Source organism: Acinetobacter sp. YH12120 (genome assembly GCF_013418795.1).
GTDB classification, from domain to species: Bacteria; Pseudomonadota; Gammaproteobacteria; order Pseudomonadales; family Moraxellaceae; genus Acinetobacter; species Acinetobacter towneri.
In genome coordinates this window covers 17,021-43,267 of the sequence record NZ_VPBI01000021.1, presented here as the reverse complement: position 1 = coordinate 43,267, position 26,247 = coordinate 17,021, and the positions used below count along the sequence as shown (strand labels likewise).

21 protein-coding genes and 1 pseudogene are annotated in these 26,247 nt (G+C 42.3%); 11 read left to right on the top strand and 11 right to left on the bottom strand.

The window, feature by feature from the left end; all coding sequences use genetic code 11:
- Window positions 1-122: 122 nt before the first annotated feature.
- Both FTU58_RS11800 and FTU58_RS11795 read right to left on the bottom strand, forming a co-directional pair.
- A complete protein-coding gene (locus tag FTU58_RS11800) occupies window positions 123-1,055 on the bottom strand; it encodes an AEC family transporter (RefSeq protein WP_167845805.1) in 933 nt (310 codons plus the stop codon).
- Window positions 1,056-1,178: 123 nt separating this feature from the next.
- A complete protein-coding gene (locus tag FTU58_RS11795; RefSeq protein WP_180062466.1) occupies window positions 1,179-2,315 on the bottom strand; it encodes an NADH:flavin oxidoreductase/NADH oxidase in 1,137 nt (378 codons plus the stop codon).
- A gap of 288 nt (window positions 2,316-2,603) precedes the next feature.
- On the opposite strand from FTU58_RS11795, the gene mutM reads away from it, so the two are divergent.
- Entirely contained in the window at window positions 2,604-3,464 is an 861-nt protein-coding gene (gene mutM, locus FTU58_RS11790; protein WP_004972419.1) for a bifunctional DNA-formamidopyrimidine glycosylase/DNA-(apurinic or apyrimidinic site) lyase, read from the top strand.
- Window positions 3,461-3,739: a peptidylprolyl isomerase gene (locus FTU58_RS11785; protein WP_004972420.1), complete on the top strand. Its 279-nt coding sequence runs from the start codon at window positions 3,461-3,463 to the stop codon at window positions 3,737-3,739. Before mutM ends, FTU58_RS11785 begins: the two co-directional genes overlap by 4 nt.
- A gap of 91 nt (window positions 3,740-3,830) precedes the next feature.
- On the opposite strand, the gene mscL is transcribed toward FTU58_RS11785, so the two are convergent.
- The gene (gene mscL / locus FTU58_RS11780; protein ID WP_004972423.1) at window positions 3,831-4,265 is read right to left on the bottom strand and encodes a large conductance mechanosensitive channel protein MscL; all 435 of its coding nucleotides are present in this window, start codon (window positions 4,263-4,265) and stop codon (window positions 3,831-3,833) included.
- A gap of 199 nt (window positions 4,266-4,464) precedes the next feature.
- The gene (gene typA, locus FTU58_RS11775) at window positions 4,465-6,303 is read right to left on the bottom strand and encodes a translational GTPase TypA (RefSeq protein WP_180051483.1); all 1,839 of its coding nucleotides are present in this window, start codon (window positions 6,301-6,303) and stop codon (window positions 4,465-4,467) included.
- 172 nt (window positions 6,304-6,475) lie between these two features.
- On the opposite strand from typA, the gene FTU58_RS11770 reads away from it, so the two are divergent.
- The 3 genes from FTU58_RS11770 (at window position 6,476) to FTU58_RS11760 (ending at window position 10,409) form a co-directional block, all read left to right on the top strand.
- Window positions 6,476-7,846 (top strand): uracil-xanthine permease family protein, encoded by a 1,371-nt coding sequence (locus FTU58_RS11770; protein WP_004972426.1) that lies wholly within the window; start codon window positions 6,476-6,478, stop codon window positions 7,844-7,846.
- 65 nt (window positions 7,847-7,911) lie between these two features.
- Window positions 7,912-8,949, top strand: a complete 1,038-nt coding sequence (locus tag FTU58_RS11765) for a methyltransferase (protein ID WP_131260729.1) — start codon at window positions 7,912-7,914, stop codon at window positions 8,947-8,949.
- Window positions 8,946-10,409, top strand: coding sequence for an amino acid permease (locus FTU58_RS11760; RefSeq protein WP_131260730.1), 1,464 nt, complete (start codon window positions 8,946-8,948; stop codon window positions 10,407-10,409). Before FTU58_RS11765 ends, FTU58_RS11760 begins: the two co-directional genes overlap by 4 nt.
- Window positions 10,410-10,885: 476 nt before the next feature.
- Here the strand turns inward: FTU58_RS11760 and omp38 are convergent, their stop codons facing one another.
- The gene (gene omp38 / locus FTU58_RS11755) at window positions 10,886-12,007 is read right to left on the bottom strand and encodes an outer membrane protein Omp38 (RefSeq protein ID WP_180062465.1); all 1,122 of its coding nucleotides are present in this window, start codon (window positions 12,005-12,007) and stop codon (window positions 10,886-10,888) included.
- Between the two features lie 375 nt (window positions 12,008-12,382).
- Between omp38 and FTU58_RS11750 the strand changes: the two genes are divergently transcribed.
- Window positions 12,383-12,901 carry a GspH/FimT family pseudopilin gene (locus FTU58_RS11750; protein ID WP_151836340.1) on the top strand — a complete coding sequence of 173 codons (519 nt, stop codon included), beginning with the start codon at window positions 12,383-12,385 and terminating at the stop codon, window positions 12,899-12,901.
- 127 nt (window positions 12,902-13,028) lie between these two features.
- Window positions 13,029-14,204, top strand: coding sequence for an acetyl-CoA C-acyltransferase (locus FTU58_RS11745; protein WP_180062464.1), 1,176 nt, complete (start codon window positions 13,029-13,031; stop codon window positions 14,202-14,204).
- A 129-nt stretch (window positions 14,205-14,333) separates the two neighbouring features.
- On the opposite strand, the gene FTU58_RS11740 is transcribed toward FTU58_RS11745, so the two are convergent.
- The 4 genes from FTU58_RS11740 to FTU58_RS11725 form a co-directional block, all read right to left on the bottom strand.
- A complete protein-coding gene (locus FTU58_RS11740; protein ID WP_004972441.1) occupies window positions 14,334-15,320 on the bottom strand; it encodes a diaminopimelate dehydrogenase in 987 nt (328 codons plus the stop codon).
- Window positions 15,321-15,627: 307 nt separating this feature from the next.
- Window positions 15,628-16,113, bottom strand: a complete 486-nt coding sequence (locus FTU58_RS11735) for a DUF934 domain-containing protein (RefSeq protein ID WP_004972443.1) — start codon at window positions 16,111-16,113, stop codon at window positions 15,628-15,630.
- Window positions 16,106-17,749, bottom strand: coding sequence for a nitrite/sulfite reductase (locus FTU58_RS11730; protein WP_004972445.1), 1,644 nt, complete (start codon window positions 17,747-17,749; stop codon window positions 16,106-16,108). Before FTU58_RS11730 ends, FTU58_RS11735 begins: the two co-directional genes overlap by 8 nt.
- Before the next feature lie 237 nt (window positions 17,750-17,986).
- A complete protein-coding gene (locus FTU58_RS11725) occupies window positions 17,987-19,147 on the bottom strand; it encodes a CaiB/BaiF CoA-transferase family protein (protein WP_178319464.1) in 1,161 nt (386 codons plus the stop codon).
- Between the two features lie 210 nt (window positions 19,148-19,357).
- Between FTU58_RS11725 and FTU58_RS11720 the strand changes: the two genes are divergently transcribed.
- The 4 genes from FTU58_RS11720 (at window position 19,358) to FTU58_RS11705 (ending at window position 24,454) form a co-directional block, all read left to right on the top strand.
- Window positions 19,358-20,368 (top strand): AraC family transcriptional regulator, encoded by a 1,011-nt coding sequence (locus FTU58_RS11720; RefSeq protein ID WP_004972448.1) that lies wholly within the window; start codon window positions 19,358-19,360, stop codon window positions 20,366-20,368.
- A gap of 229 nt (window positions 20,369-20,597) precedes the next feature.
- A complete protein-coding gene (locus tag FTU58_RS11715) occupies window positions 20,598-21,803 on the top strand; it encodes an acetyl-CoA C-acetyltransferase (RefSeq protein ID WP_096901568.1) in 1,206 nt (401 codons plus the stop codon).
- 11 nt (window positions 21,804-21,814) lie between these two features.
- Window positions 21,815-23,950: a 3-hydroxyacyl-CoA dehydrogenase NAD-binding domain-containing protein gene (locus tag FTU58_RS11710; protein WP_180062463.1), complete on the top strand. Its 2,136-nt coding sequence runs from the start codon at window positions 21,815-21,817 to the stop codon at window positions 23,948-23,950.
- Window positions 23,951-24,121: 171 nt separating this feature from the next.
- Complete coding sequence (locus FTU58_RS11705) at window positions 24,122-24,454, top strand: hypothetical protein (protein ID WP_004972453.1); 333 nt, start codon at window positions 24,122-24,124, stop codon at window positions 24,452-24,454.
- Between the two features lie 112 nt (window positions 24,455-24,566).
- On the opposite strand, the gene FTU58_RS11700 is transcribed toward FTU58_RS11705, so the two are convergent.
- Entirely contained in the window at window positions 24,567-24,989 is a 423-nt protein-coding gene (locus FTU58_RS11700) for a GNAT family N-acetyltransferase (protein ID WP_180062462.1), read from the bottom strand.
- A 23-nt stretch (window positions 24,990-25,012) separates the two neighbouring features.
- Window positions 25,013-26,243 (bottom strand): annotated as a pseudogene (locus tag FTU58_RS11695) (SAM-dependent methyltransferase).
- Between the last annotated feature and the right edge of the window lie 4 nt (window positions 26,244-26,247).

The window sequence follows — 26,247 nt, the reverse complement described above, 5'->3', positions numbered from 1 at the left end:
GGGTGGATGCGGTAAAGGTCGCCCTAAGAAGCAGAAAGCAAGCGAAATCCGTGAGGAAGTCGCCTAAGAGCTTTGCTTTTAGAATCCCCCACTTGAGTGAAAACGAAAGTGGTGGGAGTATGTCAAAAATACTTACCCGATTGTGTCAATAAAATCGCCACCATCACAAAACCAAAAACTGTACTCAACACCAAGGGGGCTAAGGCTTTTTCATGTAAACCATAGTGCTGCCCGAAAATACCAAAGGCAATTGGCATTGGTAAAGCCGCAAGCAAAGTCCCGACAAATAGCATTTCTCGGTTCACATCTAATGCCCATAAAATTCCAAAAATCGTGAGTGGCATCAGCAATACTTTGAATGCAACCAAAACAATACTTTGCAAATTCACCGACTTGATTTGCATGCCGACCAAACTTCCACCTATCACAAATAAAGCCAAAGGTGAAGCAGTTTTGCCCAACATTTCCAGCACTTGTGCAATAGCTTGCGGCAGTTTGAAATTCAACAATACGCACAGCATACCCAATAAAATAGATAAAATTACTGGATTTTTCAGTAAGCGCTGCACAGTTTCGGCATACACCTGCCAACCTGATTTCGCTGAAGATTGTAGCCCTCGTTCTGCCAAAATCAGCATCAATGCCACAATAATTAAATTTTCGACAATTAAAGTTAAAGACAAATAAATTGCCGATTGACTGCCAATCAACAAAGTCAAAATAGCAGTGCCAATAAACCCTGTATTTGACATTGATGCACCCATTGCCAAGACACTGGCATGGGTTAAGTTTGAATTAAAATAATGCCGATACAGTAAAAAGGCAAAGATAAACAGCAGAATAGAACCGCCACCGTAACCTAAAAAATAAGCGGGATGCCAGATTTCTGACAAACTTTTACTGGCCAATGCCTGCAATAGAAATGCAGGCAACGCCACTTTCATGACAAATTGACCTAGAAACTGAATCGCACTGGTCTCAATAAATTGGCTTCTGACGGCAAAATATCCCAACAGTACTACGGTACAAATGGGAAATAAAATACTCAGTAACACCCTGACATCCTTTTTCAGTGTTGCCCATGATCGACATGGTTTTACTGATTTAGCTTACACCGAAGCTCCCGATAAAGCACGGCAAAATAGTGTAAGTTTCACTTATTTTAAGCAGATAAAATATTAGGATTCCACTTCCGTATCTGTTGATTTAAACGGCGCAAATAAAGTACGGAACCCATGCGGCTGACATCGTAAATATTGCGGGGCAATTTCAATTTTTTCGCCCAATTCTGCCGCAGCATGCCATGGCCAACGTGGGTCATATAAAATGGCACGTGCTATCGCAATTGCATCGGCCTGTTCATATTGCAAAATACCTTCTGCCTGCATCGCTTCGGTAATCAAACCCACCGCAATTACAGGAATTTTTACAGCTTGCTTAATGGCATGTGCAAATGGTGTTTGATAACCCGCATGTAAATCAATTTTTTGATCGACATGCAAACCACCGCTCGACACGTGAATATAAGCCGCACCTAAATGCTCCAGTGCTTTTGCCAAACCCACAGAAGATTCCACATTCCAGCCATCTGCATCATCCATCCAGTCTGTTGCAGAAATTCGCACCCCAATTGGATAGCCTTGTGGAACAGCATTTTGAATCGCTTGAAATACTTCCAATGTAAGGCGAATCCGATTTTCCAAACTGCCGCCATATTCATCTTGGCGGTGATTAGACAATGGCGACATAAATTGATGCAATAAATAGCCATGTGCGGCATGAATTTCGATTAAGTCAAAACCTGCATCCACCGCTCGTACTGCGGCGCTGGCAAAGTCTGCAATGACCTGTTGAATTTCATCTTGCGTTAAAGCATGCGGTGGATGTTCGTGCGATTGAAATGGCAACTCACTGGCCGATACCGTCTGCCAACCATGTTCTTCATTCGGTGCAAACTGTCCTTTGCCCTGCCACGGTTTATCGGTTGAAGCTTTACGACCCGCATGTGCCAACTGCACAGCAAATGGCATAGGCGATAAACTTTTAACTTTATGCAATAGTGCTTTCATCTGCGCACGCTGCATGTCATTCCATAAGCCTAAATCTGCATAACTAATACGTCCTTCTGCCTGCACTGCCGTGGCTTCTACTATACACATCCCTGCGCCGGACAAGGCATAATTGGCCCATTGCTGCTCATGCCAATAGCTCAATTCACCTTGTTCATTGGCAGAATATTGACACATCGGGGCGATAACAATTTTGTTGGCAAGTTGCAGTGATCCAAATTGAATCGGCTGAAAAAGTAATGTCACGCTGCAAGCCCTCATACAGTGCGATTCACCAAAAGCGAATCATTAAATAAAAAAGAAGTAATCACTCAGAATCTGCCATCTGTTTTAGATGGTTTTTCTATAATAGATGTTTAAAAATGATTTATTTATAACGTGTTGTATGGTTTTTGCAAAGCCTGCTTTTGTTTTACACAGAATAATTTTGCGACAGCACACTATGGCTTGTATTCTATGGATAATGCCCAATATTAAGCGCATTACTGTATGTCCTTGCCTGCTTAATTTCTAAAAGCGGATTGAATTTGTACCATGCCAGAATTACCAGAAGTTGAAACTACCAAAACTAGTCTATTGCCGCTACTTGATCAAAAAGTCCTGAATGTAGAAGTACGTCAAGCCAATTTACGCTGGCCCATTCCAGAAAACCTACATAAACTCACAGGACAAAAATTACTGCAATTGACCCGCAGATCCAAATACATTCTGGCGCAATTTGAACAGGACAGCATGTTGTGGCATTTAGGCATGTCGGGCAGTTTTCGTCTTTGCGATGCGCAGGAAGATTTACGCAAACACGACCATTTGATTATTCAGTTTGAAGATATACAATTGCGCTACCACGACCCACGTCGCTTTGGCTGTATTTTATGGCTAAATGAAAGCTCTCAACGCAAACTGATAGATCCACTTGGCCCTGAGCCGTTGAGTGATGCCTTTAACCCCGACTATCTTGCACAGAAGCTCAAAAACAAAAATGTTGGCATCAAAGTTGCAATTATGGATAACCATGTCGTGGTGGGTGTGGGCAATATTTATGCCACGGAAAGTCTGTTTAATTTAGGTATTCACCCTGCACAACCTGCATCATCACTCAGTTTGAAACAGATTGAAAAACTAGTGCTCGAAATCAAACGCATTTTAAAACAAGCGATTGATTTAGGCGGTTCGACCTTACGTGATTACAGCAATGCGATGGGCGAAAATGGCTATTTCCAACAAACCTTGTTGGCGTATGGACGTGCAGGTGAAATGTGTGTGAACTGTGAAACCACACTAGAAAATTTAAAACTGGGCCAACGTGCCTCGGTATTTTGTCCTGAATGTCAGCCTTTGAAAAAAGTACTCACTTCGACTAAAGCTGCAACAAGCAAACGAGGTAAAAAAGTATGAGAACCGCTATTGTGCGTCATATTTTAGTGAAAGATAAAGAAACCTGTGAACAACTGAAAAAGCGGATTCAATCAGGTGCTGATTTTGCCAAAATTGCCAAACAATTTTCGACCTGCCCTTCAGGAAAAAAAGGTGGGGAATTGGGTGAGGTCAAAAAAGGACAATTGGTACCCGTCATTGATAAATTAGTGTTTACCGCAGCAGAACGCGTACTACACGGACCTGTAAAAAGTCAGTTTGGTTTTCATTTGGTAGAAGTAAAGTTTCGGATGTAATTTTTATGCCTTCAGCGCCTCTCCATCCTAGAGAATAGGGTGCAAACAAACGGCGCATAAAGCGCTGTTTGTTTTGATTGCGTATTAAAAATTATTGACGTTTTTTCAATTCATCACGAATTTCACGTAGCAACGCGATATCTTCTGGCGTTGCTGCTGGTTCTGGCGCTGCTTCTTCTTGTTTACGGCGCATACGATTAATCATTTTCACCATTAAGAACACCACCCATGCCAAAATAATGAAGTTAATTAAAATCGTAAGGAAGTTACCATAGGTCAGGACATTTACACCTGCTTTGGTTAACTCATCTAAAGACTGTAAATTGTTTGGGTTATCGCCCAAAACAAAGAACTTTTGTGTGAAATCCACACCACCGCCAGTGATCACAGTAATCAATGGCATGATGATATCTTTCACTAATGAGTCAACAATTTTACCAAATGCCCCACCAATAATCACACCGACAGCCAAGTCGATCATGTTACCTTTTACCGCAAATTCGCGGAACTCTTGAATAATACTCATTTAAATCTCCAGTTTTTTTGACTTTAATTTATGTGACGAAGTATACATAAATTTTATAGCTTCATTTCCACGTAATTTACTCGGAAATCATCTGCTTTTATATATTGGTTTGCTAATTTTAAACAAAAAATGCCATCAATAAATTGATGGCATTTTTAAATTTTGCTGCCCCGCATGAGGACAACATCATTTTTAAAACTTATTTACCAGAACGGTTACGTTTACGTTCGTTTTCAGTCAAGTAACGCTTACGGATACGAATTGACTTTGGCGTTACTTCAACCAGCTCATCATCTTCAATAAATTCAAGCGCTTGTTCAAGCGTGAATTCAATTGCAGGTACCAGTGTCAACGCATCATCAGTACCAGAAGCACGTACGTTTGTTAACTGTTTCGCTTTGGTTGGGTTAACCACCATATCATCTGAACGAGAGTTAATACCAATGATCATACCTTCGTAAACTTCTAACTGAGGCTTGGCGAATAAACGACCACGGTCTTGCAAGCTGAACAATGCATAACCCAAGCACGTACCTTGAACCATAGAGATCAACACACCGTTTTGACGTTTGGCAACTTGACCTGCTTTCATTGGGCCATAGTGTGAGAAGCTTGACGTCATGATACCTGTACCTGAAGTCATGGTCATGAATTCAGAACGGAAACCAATTAAACCACGTGAAGGCACAGTGGCTTCAATACGGATACGGCCTTTACCGTCTACTTCCATATTGGTCATCTCACCTTTACGGTTACCCATTTGTTCCATCACAGCGCCTTGGTGCTGTTCTTCCACGTCAAAAGTCACGTTTTCGTATGGTTCTTGCATTTCGCCATCAATCTCTTTCAAGATGACTTGCGGACGAGATACACCCATTTCGAAGCCTTCACGGCGCATGTTTTCAATCAATACAGAAAGGTGAAGCTCACCACGACCAGATACTTTGAAACGGTCTGGACTGTCAGTATCTTCTACACGAAGTGCAACGTTATGAATCAATTCACGGTCAAGACGTTCACGGATGTTACGTGAAGTCACAAACTTACCTTCTTTACCCGCAAAAGGTGAGTTGTTAACTTGGAAAGTCATCGATACGGTTGGTTCGTCTACAGAAAGCGGCGGTAAAGCTTCTACATTTTTCGGATCACAAATCGTGTCAGAAATATGCAGTTCGTCCATACCTGTTACACATACGATGTCGCCTGCAGAAGCAGATTCAACATCAACACGCTCTAAACCATGGTAACCCATGATTTTTAAGATACGACCGTTACGTGTTTTACCTTCTTGGTCAATCACGGTTACAGGTGTATTTAATTTCACTGAACCACGTTGAATACGACCAACACCAATAACACCTACGAAGCTGTTATAGTCAAGTGAAGAGACTTGCATTTGGAATGGACCATCAACATCAACTGCTGGTGGCTCGACGATATCTACAATTGTTTGGAATAACGGTGTCATATCTTCCGCTAATTCGTCTGGTGCAGGACCAGCAACACCACGTAAGCCTGATGCATATACGATTGGGAAGTCTAATTGGTCATCAGTTGCACCCAAGTTATCAAACAAGTCAAATACTTGATCAATTACCCAGTCTGGACGTGCGTTTGGCTTATCTACCTTGTTGATGATCACGATTGGCTTCAAACCACGTGCAAAGGCTTTTTGCGTTACAAAGCGAGTTTGTGGCATTGGGCCTTCTTGAGAGTCTACAAGAAGTAATACGCAGTCAACCATCGACATTACACGTTCAACTTCGCCACCGAAGTCGGCGTGTCCCGGGGTGTCCACAATGTTAATGCGGTATTCAGTATCAGTACGTTTGTCTAACCATTTGATTGCAGTGTTTTTTGCAAGAATGGTAATACCACGTTCACTTTCAATAGCGCCTGAATCCATGACACGCTCAATCTCGCCCGCTCGTTCACCGAGTGCGCCCGATTGTTGTAAAAGTTTATCCACAAGAGTTGTTTTTCCGTGGTCAACGTGCGCAATAATTGCGATGTTGCGGAGAGTTTTAATATCAGACATTTAAATTCAATACGCTATAAATTTGAGGGCAAATTATACAGAAAAATACTAAAGTTTTATAGTGACACTTTATTGACACACACAATTTTTTTTGATGAGTGGCGTGCTTTGGGTTTTGTAAAGCTGTGTAACTCGATTAGAATAGCGCCACTTTTGCAATTTTTTATGACTCATGTCTGATTTAAACCACTCTCCCCACCCAAAAGACCAGCTCGATTTGGTCTATGGTCTGAATGACCGTCCAAAACCATTCATCGCTTTTTTAGCAGCTTTTCAGCATTTACTGGCAATTATTGTTCCAATTGTCACACCAGGTCTCTTAATTTGCTTGGCTTTAGGTGTTTCCAAACAAGATACCAACATGATCTTGTCAATGTCTTTGGTCATTTCAGGCATTGCAACCTTTTTACAATGTAAAAAAGTCGGCCCTTTTGGTGCAGGTTTGCTCATTGTGCAAGGCACCAGTTTTAACTTTATTGGCCCCATTATTGGGATCGGCTCTGCTATGGTCGCCGCAGGCACACCTGTTGAATCGGTCATGGCGGCAATTTTTGGCGTGGTCATTGCAGGTTCGTTTATTGAAATGGGCGTATCGCAAATTTTACCGTGGGTCAAAAAGCTGATTACCCCATTGGTCACTGGTATTGTGGTGCTGTTAATTGGTCTAACCCTTATTAAAGAAGGTTTAATTAGTATGGGCGGTGGCTATCAAGCCATGAGCAATAATACTTTTGCCAATACTGACAACCTGATTATGTCGTGCACAGTCTTGGCCATTATTATTATTTTAAACCGCATCAATATCACATGGATTAAAAGCTCTGCCATTTTAATTGCCTTGGTGATTGGATATGCAATGGCAGGCATGATGGGTCATCTTGACTTTTCAGGTCTGAAAGATGCGCCTCTGGTACAAGTTCCAACACCAATGCATTTTGGACTGGATTTCTCTTGGAGCTTATTCATTCCATTGGCATTTATTTATTTGGTGACTTCACTGGAAGCCATTGGTGATATTACCGCAACATCCAAACTTTCCAATCAACCTGTAGATGGCCCGCAATGGATGCAGCGTATCAAAGGCGGTGTATTGGTGAATGGCGCTAACTCATTCTTGGCAGGGATTTTCAACACCTTTCCAAGTTCGGTATTTGCCCAAAATAATGGCGTGATTCAACTTACAGGTGTTGCTAGCCGTTATGTCGGCATCTGGATTGCTGCCCTACTCATCATTTTAGGTTTACTTCCTGCAGTTGCAGGTGTGATTCAGGCTGTGCCTCAAGCCGTACTAGGTGGTGCTGTGATGGTGATGTTTGGTGCCGTTGCCGCTTCGGGAATCAATATTCTTTCAGGTGTCGCTTTAGATCGTCGTGCCTTGCTGATTATTGCAATTTCATTGGGCTTAGGCTTAGGTGTTGCACAAGTGCCACAAATTCTGGAACACTTACCTGAATTATTCCGTAATATTTTCAGTTCAGGCGTTGCAACAGGCGGTATTGCAGCACTCATTTTAAATATTGTGCTTCCTGAAACTAAAAAGTAATTGCATGTCCAAAAAACACTGTCTGAGCTGAACTTGGGCAGTGTTTTTCTATTGGAGAGAGAACCATGAACCCCCAAAGCGAAGTTTTACTCAGACAATACGACTATTTGTCTGGTCGCGTTCTACTGATCAATGCCCCGACCGATCAACTCCTCGCAGAATTAGGTGACTCAATCCAAGCTTCTGTTTGGACATGGAATTTTAACGACTATCAATACTTTCAAAATCAACAGGCGCAAGTGCATTTTGGTGCAGAATTGCCTGTCGGTGAATTTGATCAGGCTGTTATTTTTGTACCGAAATCTAAGGAACTGCTCAATTACCTGATTCACACCATTGCCGCACAACTCCCACAAGGCAGCAGCGTATTTTTAGTCGGTGAAAAGAAAGCAGGAATTGAACGGGCTGCAAAGCAATTACAACCTTATGGCAAAACACTCAAACTAGATAGCGCCCGCCACTGCCAACTATGGCAGCTGATTTTAGACTGCAAGGTTCAAACTAAAACCTTAGCAGATTGGGCGAAAAACTATACAGTTGCTACACCTAAAGGCGATTTACAGATTTGTGCCTTGCCGGGTGTATTTAGCCAAAAACACTTGGATGTTGGCACGGCTGTATTACTGCCTTACTTGAATCAGGTTACTGCTGGAAAAATTGCAGATTTTGGCTGTGGCGCGGGTGTGATCAGTGCTTACTTAGCCAAACTTAACCCTGAAAATCGTATTTTTGCTTTAGATGTCGATGCCTTTGCTTTAGCGTCAACGCTAATGACGTTTGAAAAAAATCAGCTCAATCCACAACAACTTGAAATTAAAGCCGTGACAGGCGTTGAAGATGCACCGCTATTTTTGCATGCCATCGTGAGTAATCCCCCGTTCCACCAAGGCATTCAAACACATTACGATGCCAGTGAAAACCTGTGTAAAACTTCACGTCGTCATCTGAAATCGGGTGGTGAACTTTGGATTGTGGCCAATCGCTTTTTGAATTATCCACTCTTAATTGAACAAAGTTTCGGTCAATGCACAATCAAGGCAGATCAACAAGGCTTTAAAGTGCTGTTTGCCAGCACGCAGAAAAATACAAAGGAAGTAGGATGAGCGACTCACACAACAGTAGAAAACTGCAGCGTAAGCTCGGTGCGCGTCATTTAAACATGATCGCCATTGGTGGCTCAATTGGTACAGGTTTATTCCTTGCTTCAGGTGCGACCATTGCCAATGCAGGTCCTGGTGGCGCCTTGCTTGCGTATGCCCTAATTGGCGTCATGATTTATTTTTTGATGACCAGTCTAGGCGAACTTGCAACGCATAATCCAACTTCAGGCGCGTTCTTTACCTATGGCAGTAAATATGTCGAAGGTGGTTTCGGTTTTGCACTAGGTTGGAACTATTGGTACAACTGGGCTATTACCGTGGCATTTGAATTGGTTGCGGTGCAATTCATCATGAAATTTTGGTTTCCTGATATTCCTGGCTTTTACTGGAGTGCATTATTTTTAGCGGTGGTTTTCGCAATTAACGCATTAACCGTCAAAGGTTTTGGTGAGTCTGAGTTCTTCTTTTCTTTGGTCAAAGTACTTGCGATTGTGGCATTCATCATTATCGGTATTTTTATGATTGTCAAAATCATGCTCAACCCTGATGTTGCTACATTTGCCAATTGGAGCAAAGGCGAAGCGCCATTTGTAGGTGGACTATCTGCCTTAATTGGTGTGGCGATGATTGCAGGATTCTCATTTCAAGGTACTGAAATGGTTGGCGTTGCAGCGGGTGAATCTAAAAATCCTAAGAAAACCATTCCTATTGCAATCAAACAAATCTTCTGGCGTATTTTGTTGTTTTATATCGTGTGTATTTTCATTATTGGCACGTTAATCGCCTATGATGACCCACGTTTACTTCAAGCAGCCGCCACCGATAACATTGCGCTCTCTCCGTTTACTTTATTATATGAGCAAGCAGGCTTTGCCTTTGCTGCAAGTGTCATGAATGCGGTGATTTTAACTGCGATTCTTTCTGCAGGGAACTCGGGCATGTATTCATCGACCCGTATGCTATTTGATATGGCACGCAAAGGCAGTGCACCAAAAGCTTTTGCCCGCTTAGATGCTCGTGGCGTCCCAATGAATGCACTGTATGCCACAACAGCAATCGCTGCACTATGTTTTTTAACAACATTTATTGGTGAAAAACAAGTATTTAACTGGCTTCTGAATATGTCAGGCATGTGTGGCTTTATCGTTTGGCTCGGAATTGCTGTATCGCATTATCGCTTCCGTAAAGGCTATTTGGCACAAGGCTACAAACTTGAAGATTTAGATTACCGCGCCAAATTCTTTCCTTTTGCGCCATGGTTTGCCTTTATTTTGTGTGCAATTGTCGTGTTAGGGCAAAACTACCAAGCAGTGCTTGAAGGTGAATGGGTCGCTGTTTTATCGACTTATATTGGTATTCTTTTGTTCTTGGTCATTTGGTTAGGCTATAAATGGAAACACAAAACCAAACTGATTGCATATCAGGATATGGATGTGAAACCACTACACCCTGATCATGACTAAAAAAGTTCTTCTTCTATTGCACTTCATTTAAGAAGCTAAGATTCAAAAAAACAGCCAATATTTGGCTGTTTTTTATGGTGTAAATTTACGTAAATTTTATTTAAAGCACTTTCGTTATTGATAATAAGGCGAGAGATCACGCCACAAACTGCTCAATGTTGATTTTATAATCGTTAAACAACGATTTGATCGACTGATAGACATCGAGTCCATGTTTTAAAAGTTTGATCTGCGACGACGCTTTAATTGACGATAAACTTGGTATAAAAATTCGACTAAGTTTACGAGTCAACAGACCGAAATATTAAGCACCATCAGCCTCTACCTTATTTACTCTTTATTCTAAAAATCATACTTTTACAATATTTTTTAAACGTATTGAATGTAAATCATTTCAGGCACTCTTTAGTCAATATTTCATAAAAATAAGCATAAAAAAACGACTCCGAAGAGTCGTTTTTTTAACTTAACTCAAATTATTGAGCTTGTTGTTCAACAGTCACTGTACGGCTGCCAGTGATCGTCGCGAATACACGACGGTTCATAGCACGACCTTCTTTAGTGTTGTTGTCAGCAATCGGTTGATCCCAAGCGAAACCTTGAGTAGACAAACGAGCTGGATCTACATTGTATTCATTTACAAGTGAAGATTTAACAGAGTTCGCACGAGCTAAAGATAAACGTTCGTTCAATGCACGTGGACCAGTGTTGTCAGTGTGACCTTCGATGCGAGCAGTAGCGTTTGGATATTCAACTAACTTCTCAGCAACTTTAGCGATTTCTGGCTTGTACTGATCTTTGATGTTTGATTTGTTTGTATCAAAGAACACACGAAGTTCCATGTTCAAGTCTTCAGTCAACTCTTGTGGAGCAGGTTGAACTGGAGCAACGGTTTCAACTGGAGCAACTTCTACCACTGGAGCAGCTGGTTTCAAACGGCCCCCTAGAACTACGTTAAGACCAGCAAGTGCTGTATAGTTCCAGAACTGTTCGTCGAAGTGATAAGTACCACGAGCTTCTGTACGGAGCGCCAATGCATCGTTAATGTGCCAGAATGCACCGATACCTGCATTACCTAGAGTACCTTCTTCAGTGTTACCACGGTTAATCGCATTTGCTGCATTTACAGAGTTCTCACGACCTACGCCATCAAATTTGTATTTGTAGTGACCGGCACCCGCTAATAGATAAGGCTTCACTTTGCTGTCATAGTTGCCAGTGATTAAATCAGAAGTAACATAGAAGTTACCATTAATTTGAGTTGATTTGTACTCAGCACCAGGTAGAACTTGTGTATCAGGACGTTGTTCACGATTACGCGAACCATTCATTTGGCTTACGTCGCCTTTCACTTGGTTATATTCAGCTTCGAAACCTAACCATGGAGTTAATTCAACACCAATCGCAGCACCAACGAACAAGTCGTCTTTCATTTCGCCTTGACCAAGTTTTGAAGATAACAACTGTGATTGACCATTATTGTGTTTAGTGTCTTGCCAAGTATAACCCAGCATTAATGGAGTAACAGTTACGCCCGCGTTTGCAGCAGCTAAAGGAGCAGCTACGAGCATTGCTAATGCAATACGACTCATTTTCATGGATTTATCCTCCAGAGATAACAATTGTTGTTCAAGCTCAAGCCTAAATTTTCGACTACCCTGAGATAGGCTTTCTTATACCCCAGTATTATTTTTAAGCTAGTCACTTTGAATCATACAAACACTTTTTTAATTTTCCAAGTGCTTGATAATTTTAATCAAGTAAATTATTGACAAAATTACTTACAATTTCCGTTGTAATTCGGTAACTTTCTACTCAATTATTTGTGGCGAATAGCCTATCTTTCTTACGGTTTATTCTAACACTTTCGCGAGAAGTTGTTCAGTAATTATTATACAATAAATAAAGCGCTATAAAACAACAAATTACTCAGATTAATCATAAAAAAACATAACAATAACAGGTAAAGACTTATGTCGAATGTAAGAAAAAACGGCTTCACGCTGTTTGAATTGATCGTCACGTTAGCGATTAGTGCGATTTTAGTCATGATTGCCCTGCCACATTTTCATCAACTGATGGCAGAACAAGAACTCAAACGAATTCAGTATTCATTACAGTCCAGCCTGAAAATAGCACGTTCTCATGCGTTCACTCATCACAGCAATGTGGTGATTTGTCCTACACAAAACTTTGTTCAATGTAGCAAGCAAAACTGGAATACTGGTTTTTTGATCTTTATGGATCGCAATCGAAACCGCCAAATTGACGATAGTGAATACATTCTTTATACAGAAAAAACTGCACTTAAATACGGAACCTTGGATTGGCGTGGAACTTTAAACATTCCTAGTGTGACTTTTAATGCTCAACAAGGTTTGCCGATCGGCTCAAATGGTAGCTTCTTTTACTGCTCCACTCACCTTACAAGCAAGCGCTTAGTACTCAGTAAAATGGGGCAAACCCGAGCTGAAGACATCAATATATGTTAACTCAGCAGTCTAAACGATCTTTACATTGTCACATTATTCTTATCTTTTTTTGCCTATACTGCTGAAGTGATCTATTCCTGCTTGGAATTCAATCTAAACAAAAGCACAAATAAATTGGGAGAATAAAATGATGGATATCGTGATTGTGAATGGCGCTCGTACTGCTATGGGTGGTTTTCAGGGTAGTTTAGCCAGACTAAGCGCACCTGAACTGGGTGCAGCAAGTATTCAAGCCGCTATTCAACGTGCAGGTCTGCAACCCACAGATATCGAAGAAGTCATTATGGGCTGTGTTTTACCTGCTGGCTTAAAACAAGGTCCTGCACGTCAAGCTATGCGTCAAGCAGGTTTACCAGATTCAACAGGTGCAGTGACCATCAATAAACTGTGTGGTTCGGGCATGAAAGCTGTCATGCAAGCTACCGATGCAATTAAAGCAGGTTCTGCTTCCATCATTGTTGCAGGTGGCATGGAGTCGATGAGCAATGCACCTTATATTCTGACTAAAGCACGTGCAGGTTACCGCATGGGACACGGTGATGTGAAAGATCACATGTTCTTAGATGGCTTAGAAGATGCAGAAACAGGGCGTTTAATGGGCTCATTCGCACAAGATATGGCCAATAGCAAAGGCTATACCCGTGAACAAATGGATGATTTTGCGATTCGCTCTCTCAAACGCGCGCAAACTGCCGTAAATGAAGGCTATTTTGTCGATGAAATTGTGCCTGTACATGTTTCAACACGTAAAGGTGACGTGGTTGTCGATAAAGACGAACAACCGTTTAATGCCAATATTGAAAAAATCCCAACCCTTCGTCCAGCTTTTGCCAAAGATGGCACGATTACCGCAGCCAATGCCAGCTCAATTTCAGATGGTGCTTCAGCCTTAGTCCTAACGTCTGCAGAAAATGCAGCAAATAAAGGTTTACAACCATTAGCAAAAATTGTGGCTTATGCCACCAATTCACAACACCCATCTGAGTTCACCATCGCCCCTGTTGCTGCGATTCAAAAAGTATTGGATAAAGCGGGTTGGCAAGTTGCAGATGTAGATTTATGGGAAATTAATGAAGCTTTTGCCATGGTCACCATGTGCCCAATGGATGAGTTCAAGCTTGATCCTGAAAAAGTGAATATCAACGGTGGTGCATGTGCACTTGGGCATCCTGTGGGTTCTACAGGTTCACGTATTATCCTGACTTTAATTCATGCGCTTAAACGCACAGGTGGCAAACGTGGCGTTGCTGCTCTCTGTATTGGTGGTGGTGAAGCAACTGCAGTTGCGATTGAATTGCTTTAATGCCTTGAAGCCCTATTTGTAAAACGGAATTAGGGCAGATGGGATACAGTCATTCCCTTACCCCTCTTTATTCAAAAAGCAAAAAGACGAATCAATGATTCGTCTTTTTGCTTACGGCTTGAAAAAGTCTTAGAGCAATTCTGCACGCAACTGTTCAGGCGATTTCATTGACAATAAGCCTGGCGCAACATCGTAAGCAGTTTTTGCACCATATTGCTGCATTTGGTTTAAACGATAACAAGCACGTGCGTAAGCCACCAAAATACTCGCGGTAAACTCAGGATTGCTGTCTAACTTCAATGAGAACTCAAGCACTTGTTTTTGTTCATCGCTGGTATTGCCACTGCGAATGACAAAACCGCCATGTGGCATGCGTTGGTGATCTTTGGCTAAAGTCGCTTCATCAATGAAATTTACGGTTGTGTTGTAGTCAGCGAAATAATCTGGCATGGTCACAATCGCTTGCTCTACCGCAGCAGCATCGGCACCTTCTGCAAGTACGACATAACATTCACGAGTATGTTTATCTTTGGTGCTTAATACAGGACGCGCACCGCTACGCACTTGTTCAATGGCATCATTCGATGGAATGGTATATTGCACACCTGCTTTTACACCATCAACACGACGAATGGCATCTGAGTGACCCTGACTTAAACCTTTACCCCAAAAAGTATAGGTTTCACCATCAGGTAACAACGCTTCACCAAATAAACGATTAATCGAGAACATGCCTGGATCCCAACCAATTGAGATGAGTGCAGTTTTCTTGTTCGCTGTCGCAGGTGCATCTACAGATGCATAATATTCAGGAATACGTGCATGCGTATCGAAACTATCGACAATATTAAATTGGCTCGCCAGTACTGGACCTTGTTGTGGCAAGTCGTCTTTTGAACCACCACATAAAATCAGCACATCAATTTTGTCTTGAAAATCTGACAATGAATCCATGTGAAACACTGCTGTTTCAGCAAAACATGGTGAAACGCTTTCAGGCGCACGACGGGTAAAAATACCCACCAATTGTAAATCTGGGTTTTTATGAATCGCCGTTTCAACACCACGACCTAAGTTGCCATAACCAGCAATACCAATACGGATAGAATTTTGCATAAAGACAAATCACTTCATCATGAAAAAATTGAAAAATAAATCAGAGGATAATCACATCAAATTATCGTCTTGATTGATTTTTGATAATGTAAAAATAACGCCTACATAAGACTGCGATGCTACATCAGCGTGCTTATACTACAGCACTTTGCGGTAAATTAAATCATTAAGAAGTGCGATAAAACAAGCCGTTTGATCATTTTAAGGCAAACAAAAAGCCTGCACATGGCAGGCTGTTTGTAAATGTGTGAACCGCGATATTTCGATAAAATCTATCTACATTTCGATGAAATCCATCATCAATATATTACGCACCTGTTTGATAATTTGGTTTTGGCACTGCGGTAGAAGCTTGATAAGGATGGGTAAAGTCCGCCAAACCTGCTGCAGCTTCTTGCACATCTTTACCTTCTTTAATCACGAAAGTATCGAAACCTGCACGTTTCATATAATTTAAGACGTCTTTAAAGACATCACCGACTGCGCGAAGTTCACCCTGAAAGCCTTGACGGCGTAACAATGCCGCAAAAGAATAACCACGGCCATCGTTAAAACCTGAAAATTCAATAAAAATTGCATCCAGTTCTGCCAATGGAAATTCATGGTTTTCAGGCGAAGCATCTACCGTTAAATATAGGGCTTTTTTACCTGAAATTTGTGCCAACTGATCAAGCTGTTCAACGCTGAGCACCACATCACCTTGCGGTAATGCTGCATCTTCAGCAATCACTTGATAAGTATTGTCTGCAATCGTGCCATCTTTTGCGAGCACAGGTAGTGCAGTATTAAGCATAAGCGCGCTCCTTAAATGGTTGAATGCCGACACGGCGATAAGTGTCGATGAAGTCTTCACCTTCACTACGCAAATCTAAGTAGGTATTTAAAATTTCTTCCACCACATCAGGAATCACTTCAGCAGCAAAAGATGGCCCTAAAATATCACCGATTGACGCATCATGGTCTGCATGCCCGCCCAAAGTGATTTGGTAGAATTCCGCGCCTTTTTTATCGACACCTAAAATCCCGATATTACCAACGTGGTGATGACCACAAGCGTTCATACAACCTGAAATATTTAAATCCAGTTTGCCAAGATTATAAATGGTATCCAAATCATCAAAACGGCGTGAAATGGCTTCTGAAATTGGAATAGATTTGGCATTGGCAAGTGAACAGAAATCACCACCCGGACAGCAAATAATATCGGTAATAAAGCCAATATGCGCGCGCGCCAAGTTATTGGCATCGAGCACTTGCCACAATGCAAACAGGTCTTTTTGTGGCACATCTACCAAAGCAATATTTTGCTCATGCGTGGTGCGCAATTCACCAAAGGTATATTGATCGGCTAAATCTGCAATCAGATTCATTTCTTCTGTCGTCATGTCACCTGGTGCAACACCTGCACGTTTCAATGAAATGGTGACAATACGATAGCCTTGTACTTTGTGCGCATTGGTGTTGATGTTGAACCATTGCTTGAATTTTGGATACTGTGCAAACAGCTCGCTAAAATCTTCATCGGCATAGTTTTGATAAGCAAATGGCGTGAAGTTTTCATCCATTTTTTGCAAAGTTTCTGCATCAATTTTTAAGGTTTTCACCGTATGTGCAAATTCAGCTTCAACTTTTTCTGCAAATACTGCAGGGGTTAAAGCTTTTACCAAAATTTTGATACGTGCTTTATATTTATTGTCGCGACGACCATGCAAGTTATAAACACGTAAAATAGCTTCTAAATAAGCAATCAAGTCTTCACGTGGCAAGAACTCACGAATAAAGCTACCGATAATTGGAGTACGACCTAAGCCACCACCGACTTTAATTTTATAGCCAATTTCGCCTGCTTCATTTTTGACAATATAGACACCAATGTCATGAAATGCAGTCGCAGCACGGTCAATTTCTTCCAGTGCAGACACCGCAATTTTGAATTTACGTGGCAAGAAGGCAAATTCAGGGTGGAAAGTTGACCACTGACGAATTAATTCACAGGTTGGACGTGGGTCAGCAATTTCGCCCGCCACGACACCTGCATATTGATCTGTAGTGGTATTACGAATACAGTTACCCGAAGTCTGAATTGCGTGCATTTGTACGGTTGCAAGCTCTGCCAACATGTCAGGCACATTTTCCAGTGCAGGCCAGTTAAACTGAATATTTTGACGTGTTGATACGTGCGCATAGCCACGGTCATAGTCTTTGGCAAGCTGCGCAACTTTACGCAATTGCTTAGAGTTCATCAGACCGTAAGGCACCGCAATACGCAACATTGGCGCATAGCGTTGTACATACAAACCATTTTGCAGACGCAATGGACGATATTCATCCTCAGTCAATTTGCCTGCTAAATAACGTTCCGTTTGGTCGCGGAACTGTGCAACACGTTCATTAATCAGTTGCTGATCGAAATCAGTATATAAATACATGGCGTACAGCTAGTCATTTCTATTATCACGGCTGACAGCATAGCGAGATTCAATCTATCAACAAAATGTGTTTTTTACATATTTCTTAGCGGTTTTATTGATAAGCCATCGCAACATCACAGCCTGTAAGCCTTTGCCAAAATTAACAGGCTTTTTATAGAGCTATCACGAAATAGTGCATGCTTTAGCACTTTTTCTGCTAAAGCATCTATTCGAACTTTTATTTAATACCTATGGTTATGACTTGGCTTCATCTTCATCCTGATTTTTAGTCTGAGATGACCACTGCCCTGCACCCAAAGCCTGCCCTATATAATCGTAACGCATTTGAGAACGTGAAAATTTAATTGGACACGCCAACTGAGTTTCAGTTTTTTCGGCATTCTGCTGAATAGGAACTTCTACTGTCCAACCGCGTTGCTGTGCCAAAGGTGAATGTAAGGCTTCATCTAAAGTGAATACAGGTTCAACGCAGACATCATATTGCGCGAATACCTGCTGCCATGTGGCAAAACTTTGTGTTTTAATTTTATCTTGAATAGCGTGTTTGACTTGCAAGCGCTCTTGCGGATCTAAAGATGCCCCTTTTTCCAAAAGTATCGGTAAGTTTAAAATCTGTGCCAAACCCTGCATAAACTGCGGCTCTAAACTACCGACTGAAAGATAACGGCCATCTGCTGTTTCATAATAGTCATAATAGGTGCCACCATTTAAGTAAGATTGCTCAGCATATTGAGGAACCTGTGCCGCCAAAACTGCTGAAGCGGCCATATTGTTTAAAGTCGCAGCGCAATCGGTCATCGAAATATCAATATACTGCCCTAAACCACTGCGCTGACGTTCTATCACTGCACTTAAAATCGCCACCAAAGCATGCAATGATCCACCTGCTACATCGGCCACTTGAATCCCGAGCGGTGGCGGCCCACCCGCTTGCCGTCCACTATGCCCCGCAATGCCAGACAAGGCTAAATAGTTGATGTCATGTCCTGCCCTTTGTTGATAATCGCCTGTTTGTCCATAACCTGTGATGGAACAATAGATCAGTCGCGGATTAATTTTTGCCAAGCTGGCATAGTCCAGCCCTAAACGCTGCATCACGCCTGGTCTAAACTGTTCCAATACAATATCGAATTCGGCAATTTTATCGTGAATAAGCTGAATACTTTCGGGGGATTTTAAATCCAAAGTAATTGACTGTTTATTCCGATTCAAATAACTGTGCGAAGTCGCTTGTCCATTGGCATAGGGCGGAAATAAACGAATTAAGTCAGGACGGGTTGCCGATTCAATATGAATCACCTCTGCACCCATATCCGCCAAATACAAACTGGCAAAAGGGCCGGGCAATAAGGTGGAAAAATCTAAAACTTTTAAACCGCTCAGTGCATGTGTCATTGTTGTGATTACTCGATTTTTACTGATTTTCCGTTCATCTTATAAACAGCAAAACTGTAACACAATGTCATGTTCAGCCATTTACCTTGATCATTTCGGCAATTTATTATGTAAAATAAGTAAAATTGGTATTGTAAATTGCCAATTTCAATTTTTTAGCGTCATTTAGGTCAAGCTTACGTGAATACAAAAGAGACTGAAGGATTTAACATGAGCAGAGATACCATTAGTATCCATTTTGTAAATGCAGCGCTCACGGGTGTTAAGCGACTCGGCATGGATGTCGAAACCTTATTATCTCATGTCGGTATTGAGGCAGAACTTCTGCGCCAACCGAAAGCACGTATTTCACCTGAACAATATACCCGCTTTATTAAAATGTTGTGGATGGTGACCCAAGACGAACACGTGGGTTTTGATTCTCAGCCACGTCGTTTGGGTACATTCGCGATCATGTGCCAATTGGTAATTCACGCCAAAACACTGGGCGATGCCTTAGAACTCTCTTCGCAATTCTACAAACTGTTTGGTGATGATTGGTCGGTTACCTTAGAACGTGATAAACACGAAGCACGTTTGGTACCATCTATTCCACAAGCTATGGATCCTGATCACTTTATTACTGAAAGTATGTTGATGATTTGGCACGGCTTGGCATCTTGGCTGATTGAACGTCGCCTGCCTTTGGAGCGCGTACATTTTGGCTATCCACGTCCTGCACATGCAGATGAATACGATGCGCTGTTCTTTGCGCCTGTCATGCAATTTGACATGCCACGCACCGAAATTACCTTTGCTGCCGACTACTTGGATTTACCAATTCGTCAAACCCAAGAAACCTTAGACGAATTCTTAAAAACCGCGCCTGCGCAATTGTTGGTGAAATTCAAAAACACCAATTCTTTAACTTCGCGTATTCGTGACGTGTTAAAGAGCCAAATTGGCGAAGAAATGCCAACCTTGAACGATGTTGCATCCATGCTGTACCTATCGCCACAAACCTTGCGTCGTCGTTTGGCTGCAGAAGGTAAAAGCTATCAAGGGGTAAAAGATGCATTACGCCGTGATGCCGCGATTCACCTATTGCTGAATCCTGAACTTACCCTTGAAGATGTGGCACAACAAGTTGGCTTTAGCGAAACCAGTACTTTCCACCGTGCTTTCAAAAAGTGGACTGGCGTCACACCTGGTTTATACCGTCAGTTGCACGGTTATCATTAATTTAGAATCGACAATTCACAATAACTCGTAATTCCAATCGATTGCCCTTGCACACCGCAAGGGCTTTTTTTATCGCTCTATTATAGTTTCAATCTTTCTGCCAAATTACTGCGTCATCCCAATTAGCAAAAAACCTCACTGACCTGTACCGTTCTCGTCATTGCACTTCAAAATTTTCAGATTACACTCAAAAGCAATCATAAAGAAAACTATCGACAAGGGATTGATTATGAGCGAGGCCTACATCATTGATGCTATTCGCACTCCGCGCGGCAAAGGAAAAAAAGATGGCGCATTACACGAAGTTAAACCCATTCGCCTACTCACAACCTTATTGAATGAATTGCAACAACGACACAACCTAGACACCTCACAAGTAGACGATATTGTTTTGGGTTGTGTCACACCAATTGGCGATCAGGGTGCAGATATTGCCAAAACCGCAGCGATTGCCGCAGGTTGGGACAATGATGTTGCTGGGGTACAAATCAACCGCTTTTGTGCCTCAGGTTTAGAAGCCGTGAACCTCGCAGCGCAAAAAGTTCGTTCGGGTTGGGAAGATTTAATCGTTGCAGGTGGTGTGGAATCTATGTCACGCGTGGCAATGGGTTCCGATGGTGGTGCTTGGGCATTCGACCCTGAAACCAATATGGCTTGTGATTTTATTCCACAAGGTATTGGCGCTGACTTAATTGCCACACTCGATGGCTATAGCCGTACAGAAGTCGATCAATTTGCAGCAGCATCACAGCACAAAGCCGCAGCAGCACAAGCACAGGGACATTTCGAGCGCTCGATTGTACCTGTCAAAGATCAGGCAGGTGTGGTGATTTTGGCACAAGATGAATTTATCAAACCACAGACCACGGCTGAAAGCTTGGCACAGCTCAAGCCGAGTTTTGCCAATATGGGACAAATGGGTTTTGATGCGATTGCCCTGCAAAAATATCCTGAAGCAGGACAAGTCAATCATGTGCATCATGCAGGCAATTCATCAGGTATTGTTGATGGCGCGGCATTGGTCTTGATTGCATCGGAACAAGCGGTACAACAACACAACTTAAAACCACGCGCCAAAGTGCTTGCTACCGCACTGGTTGGCACAGACCCTGCCATTATGCTCACAGGACCCGCGCCTGCAGCACGCAAAGCCTTAGCCAAAGCAGGACTGAACATTGAAGATATTGATCTGTTTGAAGTCAATGAAGCCTTTGCAGCCGTGGTTCTGCGTTTTATTACAGAACTTCAGGTTGATCCCGCCAAAGTCAATGTGAATGGTGGTGCTATTGCCTTGGGTCATCCACTTGGCGCTACAGGTGCCATGATTTTAGGCACCTTACTGGACGAGCTAGAACGACAAGATAAAAAACGCGGCATGGCTACATTATGTGTAGGTGGTGGGATGGGAATTGCCACCATTATTGAGCGAGTATAAGGAGTATAAAAATGAGCGCCATTCACTATCAAAAAAATGCCGATAATATTGTCACTCTAACCTTTGACTCACCAAATCAATCTGCCAATACCATGAATGCCGATTTTAGAGATGCATTAGCGCAAGTGGTGCAAAAGTTACAGGCAGACGAACAGGTGGCGGGAATCATTTTTACCTCTGCAAAAAAAACCTTTTTTGCAGGCGGTGACTTAGATGAGTTGATTCAAGTACAGCCTGAGCATGCCAGCTCATTTTTTCAGATGATTGAAAACCTAAAAGCACAGCTGCGTTATATTGAAACCCGTGGTATTCCTGTGGTAGCTGCCTTAAATGGCACGGCACTCGGCGGCGGATGGGAACTTGCTCTGTGCTGTCATCATCGTATTGCAATTCGTGATGCAAAAACCAAGTTTGGTTTACCCGAAGTGACTTTAGGTTTATTGCCTGGTGGCGGTGGTATTGTGCGGATGGTACGTTTATTGGGTTTACAAACTGCCCTGCCGCTGTTGATGGAAGGCAAACAGCTGAGTGTGGAAAAAGCACAAAGTTTAGGTTTAATCCATGATCTTGCTGAAAATGAAACAGAATTACTCAGCAAAGCCCAAGACTGGATTCTTGCACATCCTCAATCACAACAAGTATTTGATGTCAAAGACTATAAAATCCCTGGGGGAACACCATCTACACCTGCTGTCGCGCAAATGCTTTCCATTGCTCCTGCCATGCTACGCGACAAAACCAAAGGCTGTTACCCTGCGCCTGAAGCAATTTTGAGTGCAGCAGTAGAAGGTGCGCAGGTTGATGTCGATACAGCCTTACGCATTGAATCTCGCTATTTTACCCAGCTCGCAACAGGTCAAATTTCTAAAAATATGATTGGCACCTTTTGGCATGGGCTGAATGCGATTAAATCGGGCAGTGGCCGTCCGCAAGGCATTGCACCGCATCAAACTCAAAAAGTCGGCATTTTAGGTGCAGGCATGATGGGCGCAGGCATTGCTTATGCCACAGCAAGCAAAGGCATTGCGGTTGTTCTTAAAGATGTATCCATCGAACAAGCTGAAAAAGGCAAATCTTACAGTCAAAAACTACTCGATAAACAAGTATCGCAAGGTCGTATAAGTGCAGAGCGAGCAGCACAAGTCTTAGCCAAGATTCATCCAACGGCACAGGCTGCCGATTTACAAGGCTGTGATTTGATTATTGAGGCGGTATTTGAAAATCCTCAACTCAAGGCGCAAGTCACACAAGAAGCCGAAGTTTTTCTGGCAGAACAAGGTGTGATGGCATCCAATACCTCAACTTTGCCAATAAGCGGGCTTGCCCAAGCTGCGCAAGATCAACAGCGCTTTATTGGACTGCATTTCTTTAGTCCTGTCGATAAAATGCCGTTGGTAGAAATCATTAAAGGAAAAAACACCTCTGCCGATACTTTGACAAAGGCCTATGATTTTGTGCAACACATTGGTAAAACACCGATTGTGGTCAATGACAGCCGCGGCTTTTTTACCAGTCGGGTGTTTGGCACTTTTGTGCAGGAAGGCTTGCGCTTACTGGCAGAAGGCGTACATCCTGCCAAAATTGAAATGGCTGCTTTAAAAGCAGGTATGCCTGTTGGCCCACTTGCTATTCAGGATGAAGTATCTTTAACCTTATCTGAACACGTGGCACAGGAAGCACGTAAGGCGTTGCAAGCCGAAGGAAAAGACCGACCACTGTCGAGTGCAGATGAAGTCATTCAAACCATGATTCATCAATTCTCGCGTAAAGGCAAAGCTGCAGGTGCAGGCTTTTATGACTACCCTGAACAGGGTAAAAAACAGCTTTGGTCGGGGTTAAGTCATTGGTATAAAAATACCGAAATCGCTGAACAAGAGATGATAGATCGCTTTTTATTTGTGCAAGCACTGGACAGCTTACGTTGCTTAGAAGAAGGTGTTTTAGAATCTGTCATTGATGCCAATGTTGGTTCAATTTTTGGCATTGGCTTCCCTGCATGGACAGGTGGTGCTTTACAATTTTTGAATCAATATGGTTTAACACAGGCTTTGGCACGAGCACAGCAACTTACTGCTGAATATGGCGAGCGTTTTACCCCACCTAAAATCTTGCAAGATCGTGTTGCTGCAGGTGCTAAAAGCATTTAAAGCTAAACTTTAAATTTAAAGCAATCTGGGAGGGATATATCATCCCTCTTTTTATTTGCTCAAAATTACAATGAATATCCCTGCATAAATAGAATTTAATCCGTTTTTCATGCATTTTATGTTATAAAGTTACATAATTTTAAGATTTAGATTCAAATTGGGTAGATGCACATGACCGAACGCCTTACTCCTGAAAAATCACCTTGGGGTTGGAAAGCACTCTTTATTTTCTGTATTTTGGGTGGAATTTTCATGTTTATTTTCTGGTTAGCGGTCACGAATGAACCTGACTACATGCCTAGCCAGCAACAAAAGCAGAATACTCAGCAACACGCCTTTAAAAATGCGCCAGCTATGTCACAAGAAGCATTGGCAAAAGCACAAGCAGATCGTGAAGCACGTGAAGCTTTGGCTGCTGAAACTGCAGATGCACACGGTATGACTGAAACAGAACATGCCAATATGCCTGAAAACCATGAGCCAGCACCCGCACATGGACATTAATATGCGCTAGCGGCTCTGTTCATACAGTTTATAAAAAGAAATCGCCATGATCACATTCCATCATGGCGATTTTTATTTTGCACGATTAAAATCAGGACTATCGACAATTCGTTTAAAATATCAATCGCATATCTACATGCGAAATACCACAATCTAAATACGACTCACCCTCAACCTGAAAACTCAAACTTTGATAAAACGGAATCGCGTGTTCCTGCGCAGACAACTTGACCCACGGACGTTGCTGCTGCTTTGCCACCTGAATAATATGCTGCATTAAAACACGTCCCACACCTAAACCGCGCTGTGATTTCAACACTGCGACCCGTCCAATACTGTGATTTTCCAGTAAACGTGCTGTTGCAATCGCCTGTCCAGTTGCATAGACCACAAAATGCAAGGCAACTGCATCTTGTGCATCCCACTCATCTTCAGGCGCAATTCGCTGTTCCTGAATAAAGACTTGCTCACGAATAGATTTGGCCTCTGCAGCAAATTGTGTCCAAGTGCCCGATTGAATTTCATAATCTTGCATCTTTATATCCTGTTCCATCTTGCTTAGCACTTAGAACCAATGCCCTGTTGATCCCACTGATCGTTCAACAACAACTCCAAAGAATGTTTTTGAATACCGTACATGGTTTTTAAATCACGAATTTGTGCCAAAACTGCTTGATCAGGTTCACTCCAATTTTGACGTTTGGTTGCCAAAATCATTTTGTTTTTACTGGTGTGTTCTAAAGCGACAAACTCAAAAACTTTGGTGTCATAACCATAGGCTTTGAGCAATAAAGCGCGGATGGTATCGGTCAGCATTTCCGCCTGTTGCCCTGCATGAATGCCAAATTGCAGCATCGGTTGCAATACGCTTGGGCTTTGTAATTGCGGACGTAACTCTTTATGGCAACACGGCGCGCACATAATCATTTGTGCATTCAGGCGAATACCCGTATGAATTGCAAAATCGGTGGCGACATCACAGGCATGCAATGCAATGCAATGCAATCATCACATCTAAATGTTCTGGCTGATAGGTGCGCACATCGCCCTGAAAAAAATCTAGCTGCTGAAAGTCTGAAGCACTCGCCACCGACTGACAAAACTCAACCATTTTCGGGTTTAGTTCCACCCCAGTCACAAAGGGAATAAATTGCTGCTTTTGCAAATAGTCATAGAGCGCAAAAGTTAAATAGCCTTTGCCTGAACCAAAATCCACCACGCGCAAGGTATTTTCCGAAATTTTGATTTGCGCCAAGGCACCCGAAAAAATTTCAATAAATTTATTAATCTGTTTCCATTTCCGCGCCATGCTCGGAATAATTTGCGCTTTGGCATCGCTAATCCCCAAGTGTTGTAAAAATGGGCTGGATTGATCGACATAACGCTGCTTTTCTCGGTCATGTCCTTGTGGTTCTTTCGGTTTCGCTATAGTCGGTGCTGTTTTACTGATGCTAAGCATGGCTTTCTTTTTGTTCTTTTTTAGCTGAATTTCCTGATCTGTCGTGAATAAATTGGCCTGTTTACAATCTGCCAATAAGTGACTCAATTGTATCTGTGCTTCTGCCAAAGGATAGTTTTTGGTGATATCCTGCGTTTTATGGCGATACAAACAAGTTAAAACGGTGTCTTGATTTAGCTGAATCACCCGTAAGGTGATTTTTTCTAATTGTTCCAGTTCGCCTTTATATTGACTCAGCACCACACGATCAAGCTTTTGTGTATCAATGGCTTGCTGAAAAGCCTCTAAGAATTGTTGTTCCTGCACAGAGGGAGAAGCCAAAGTCGACATAATA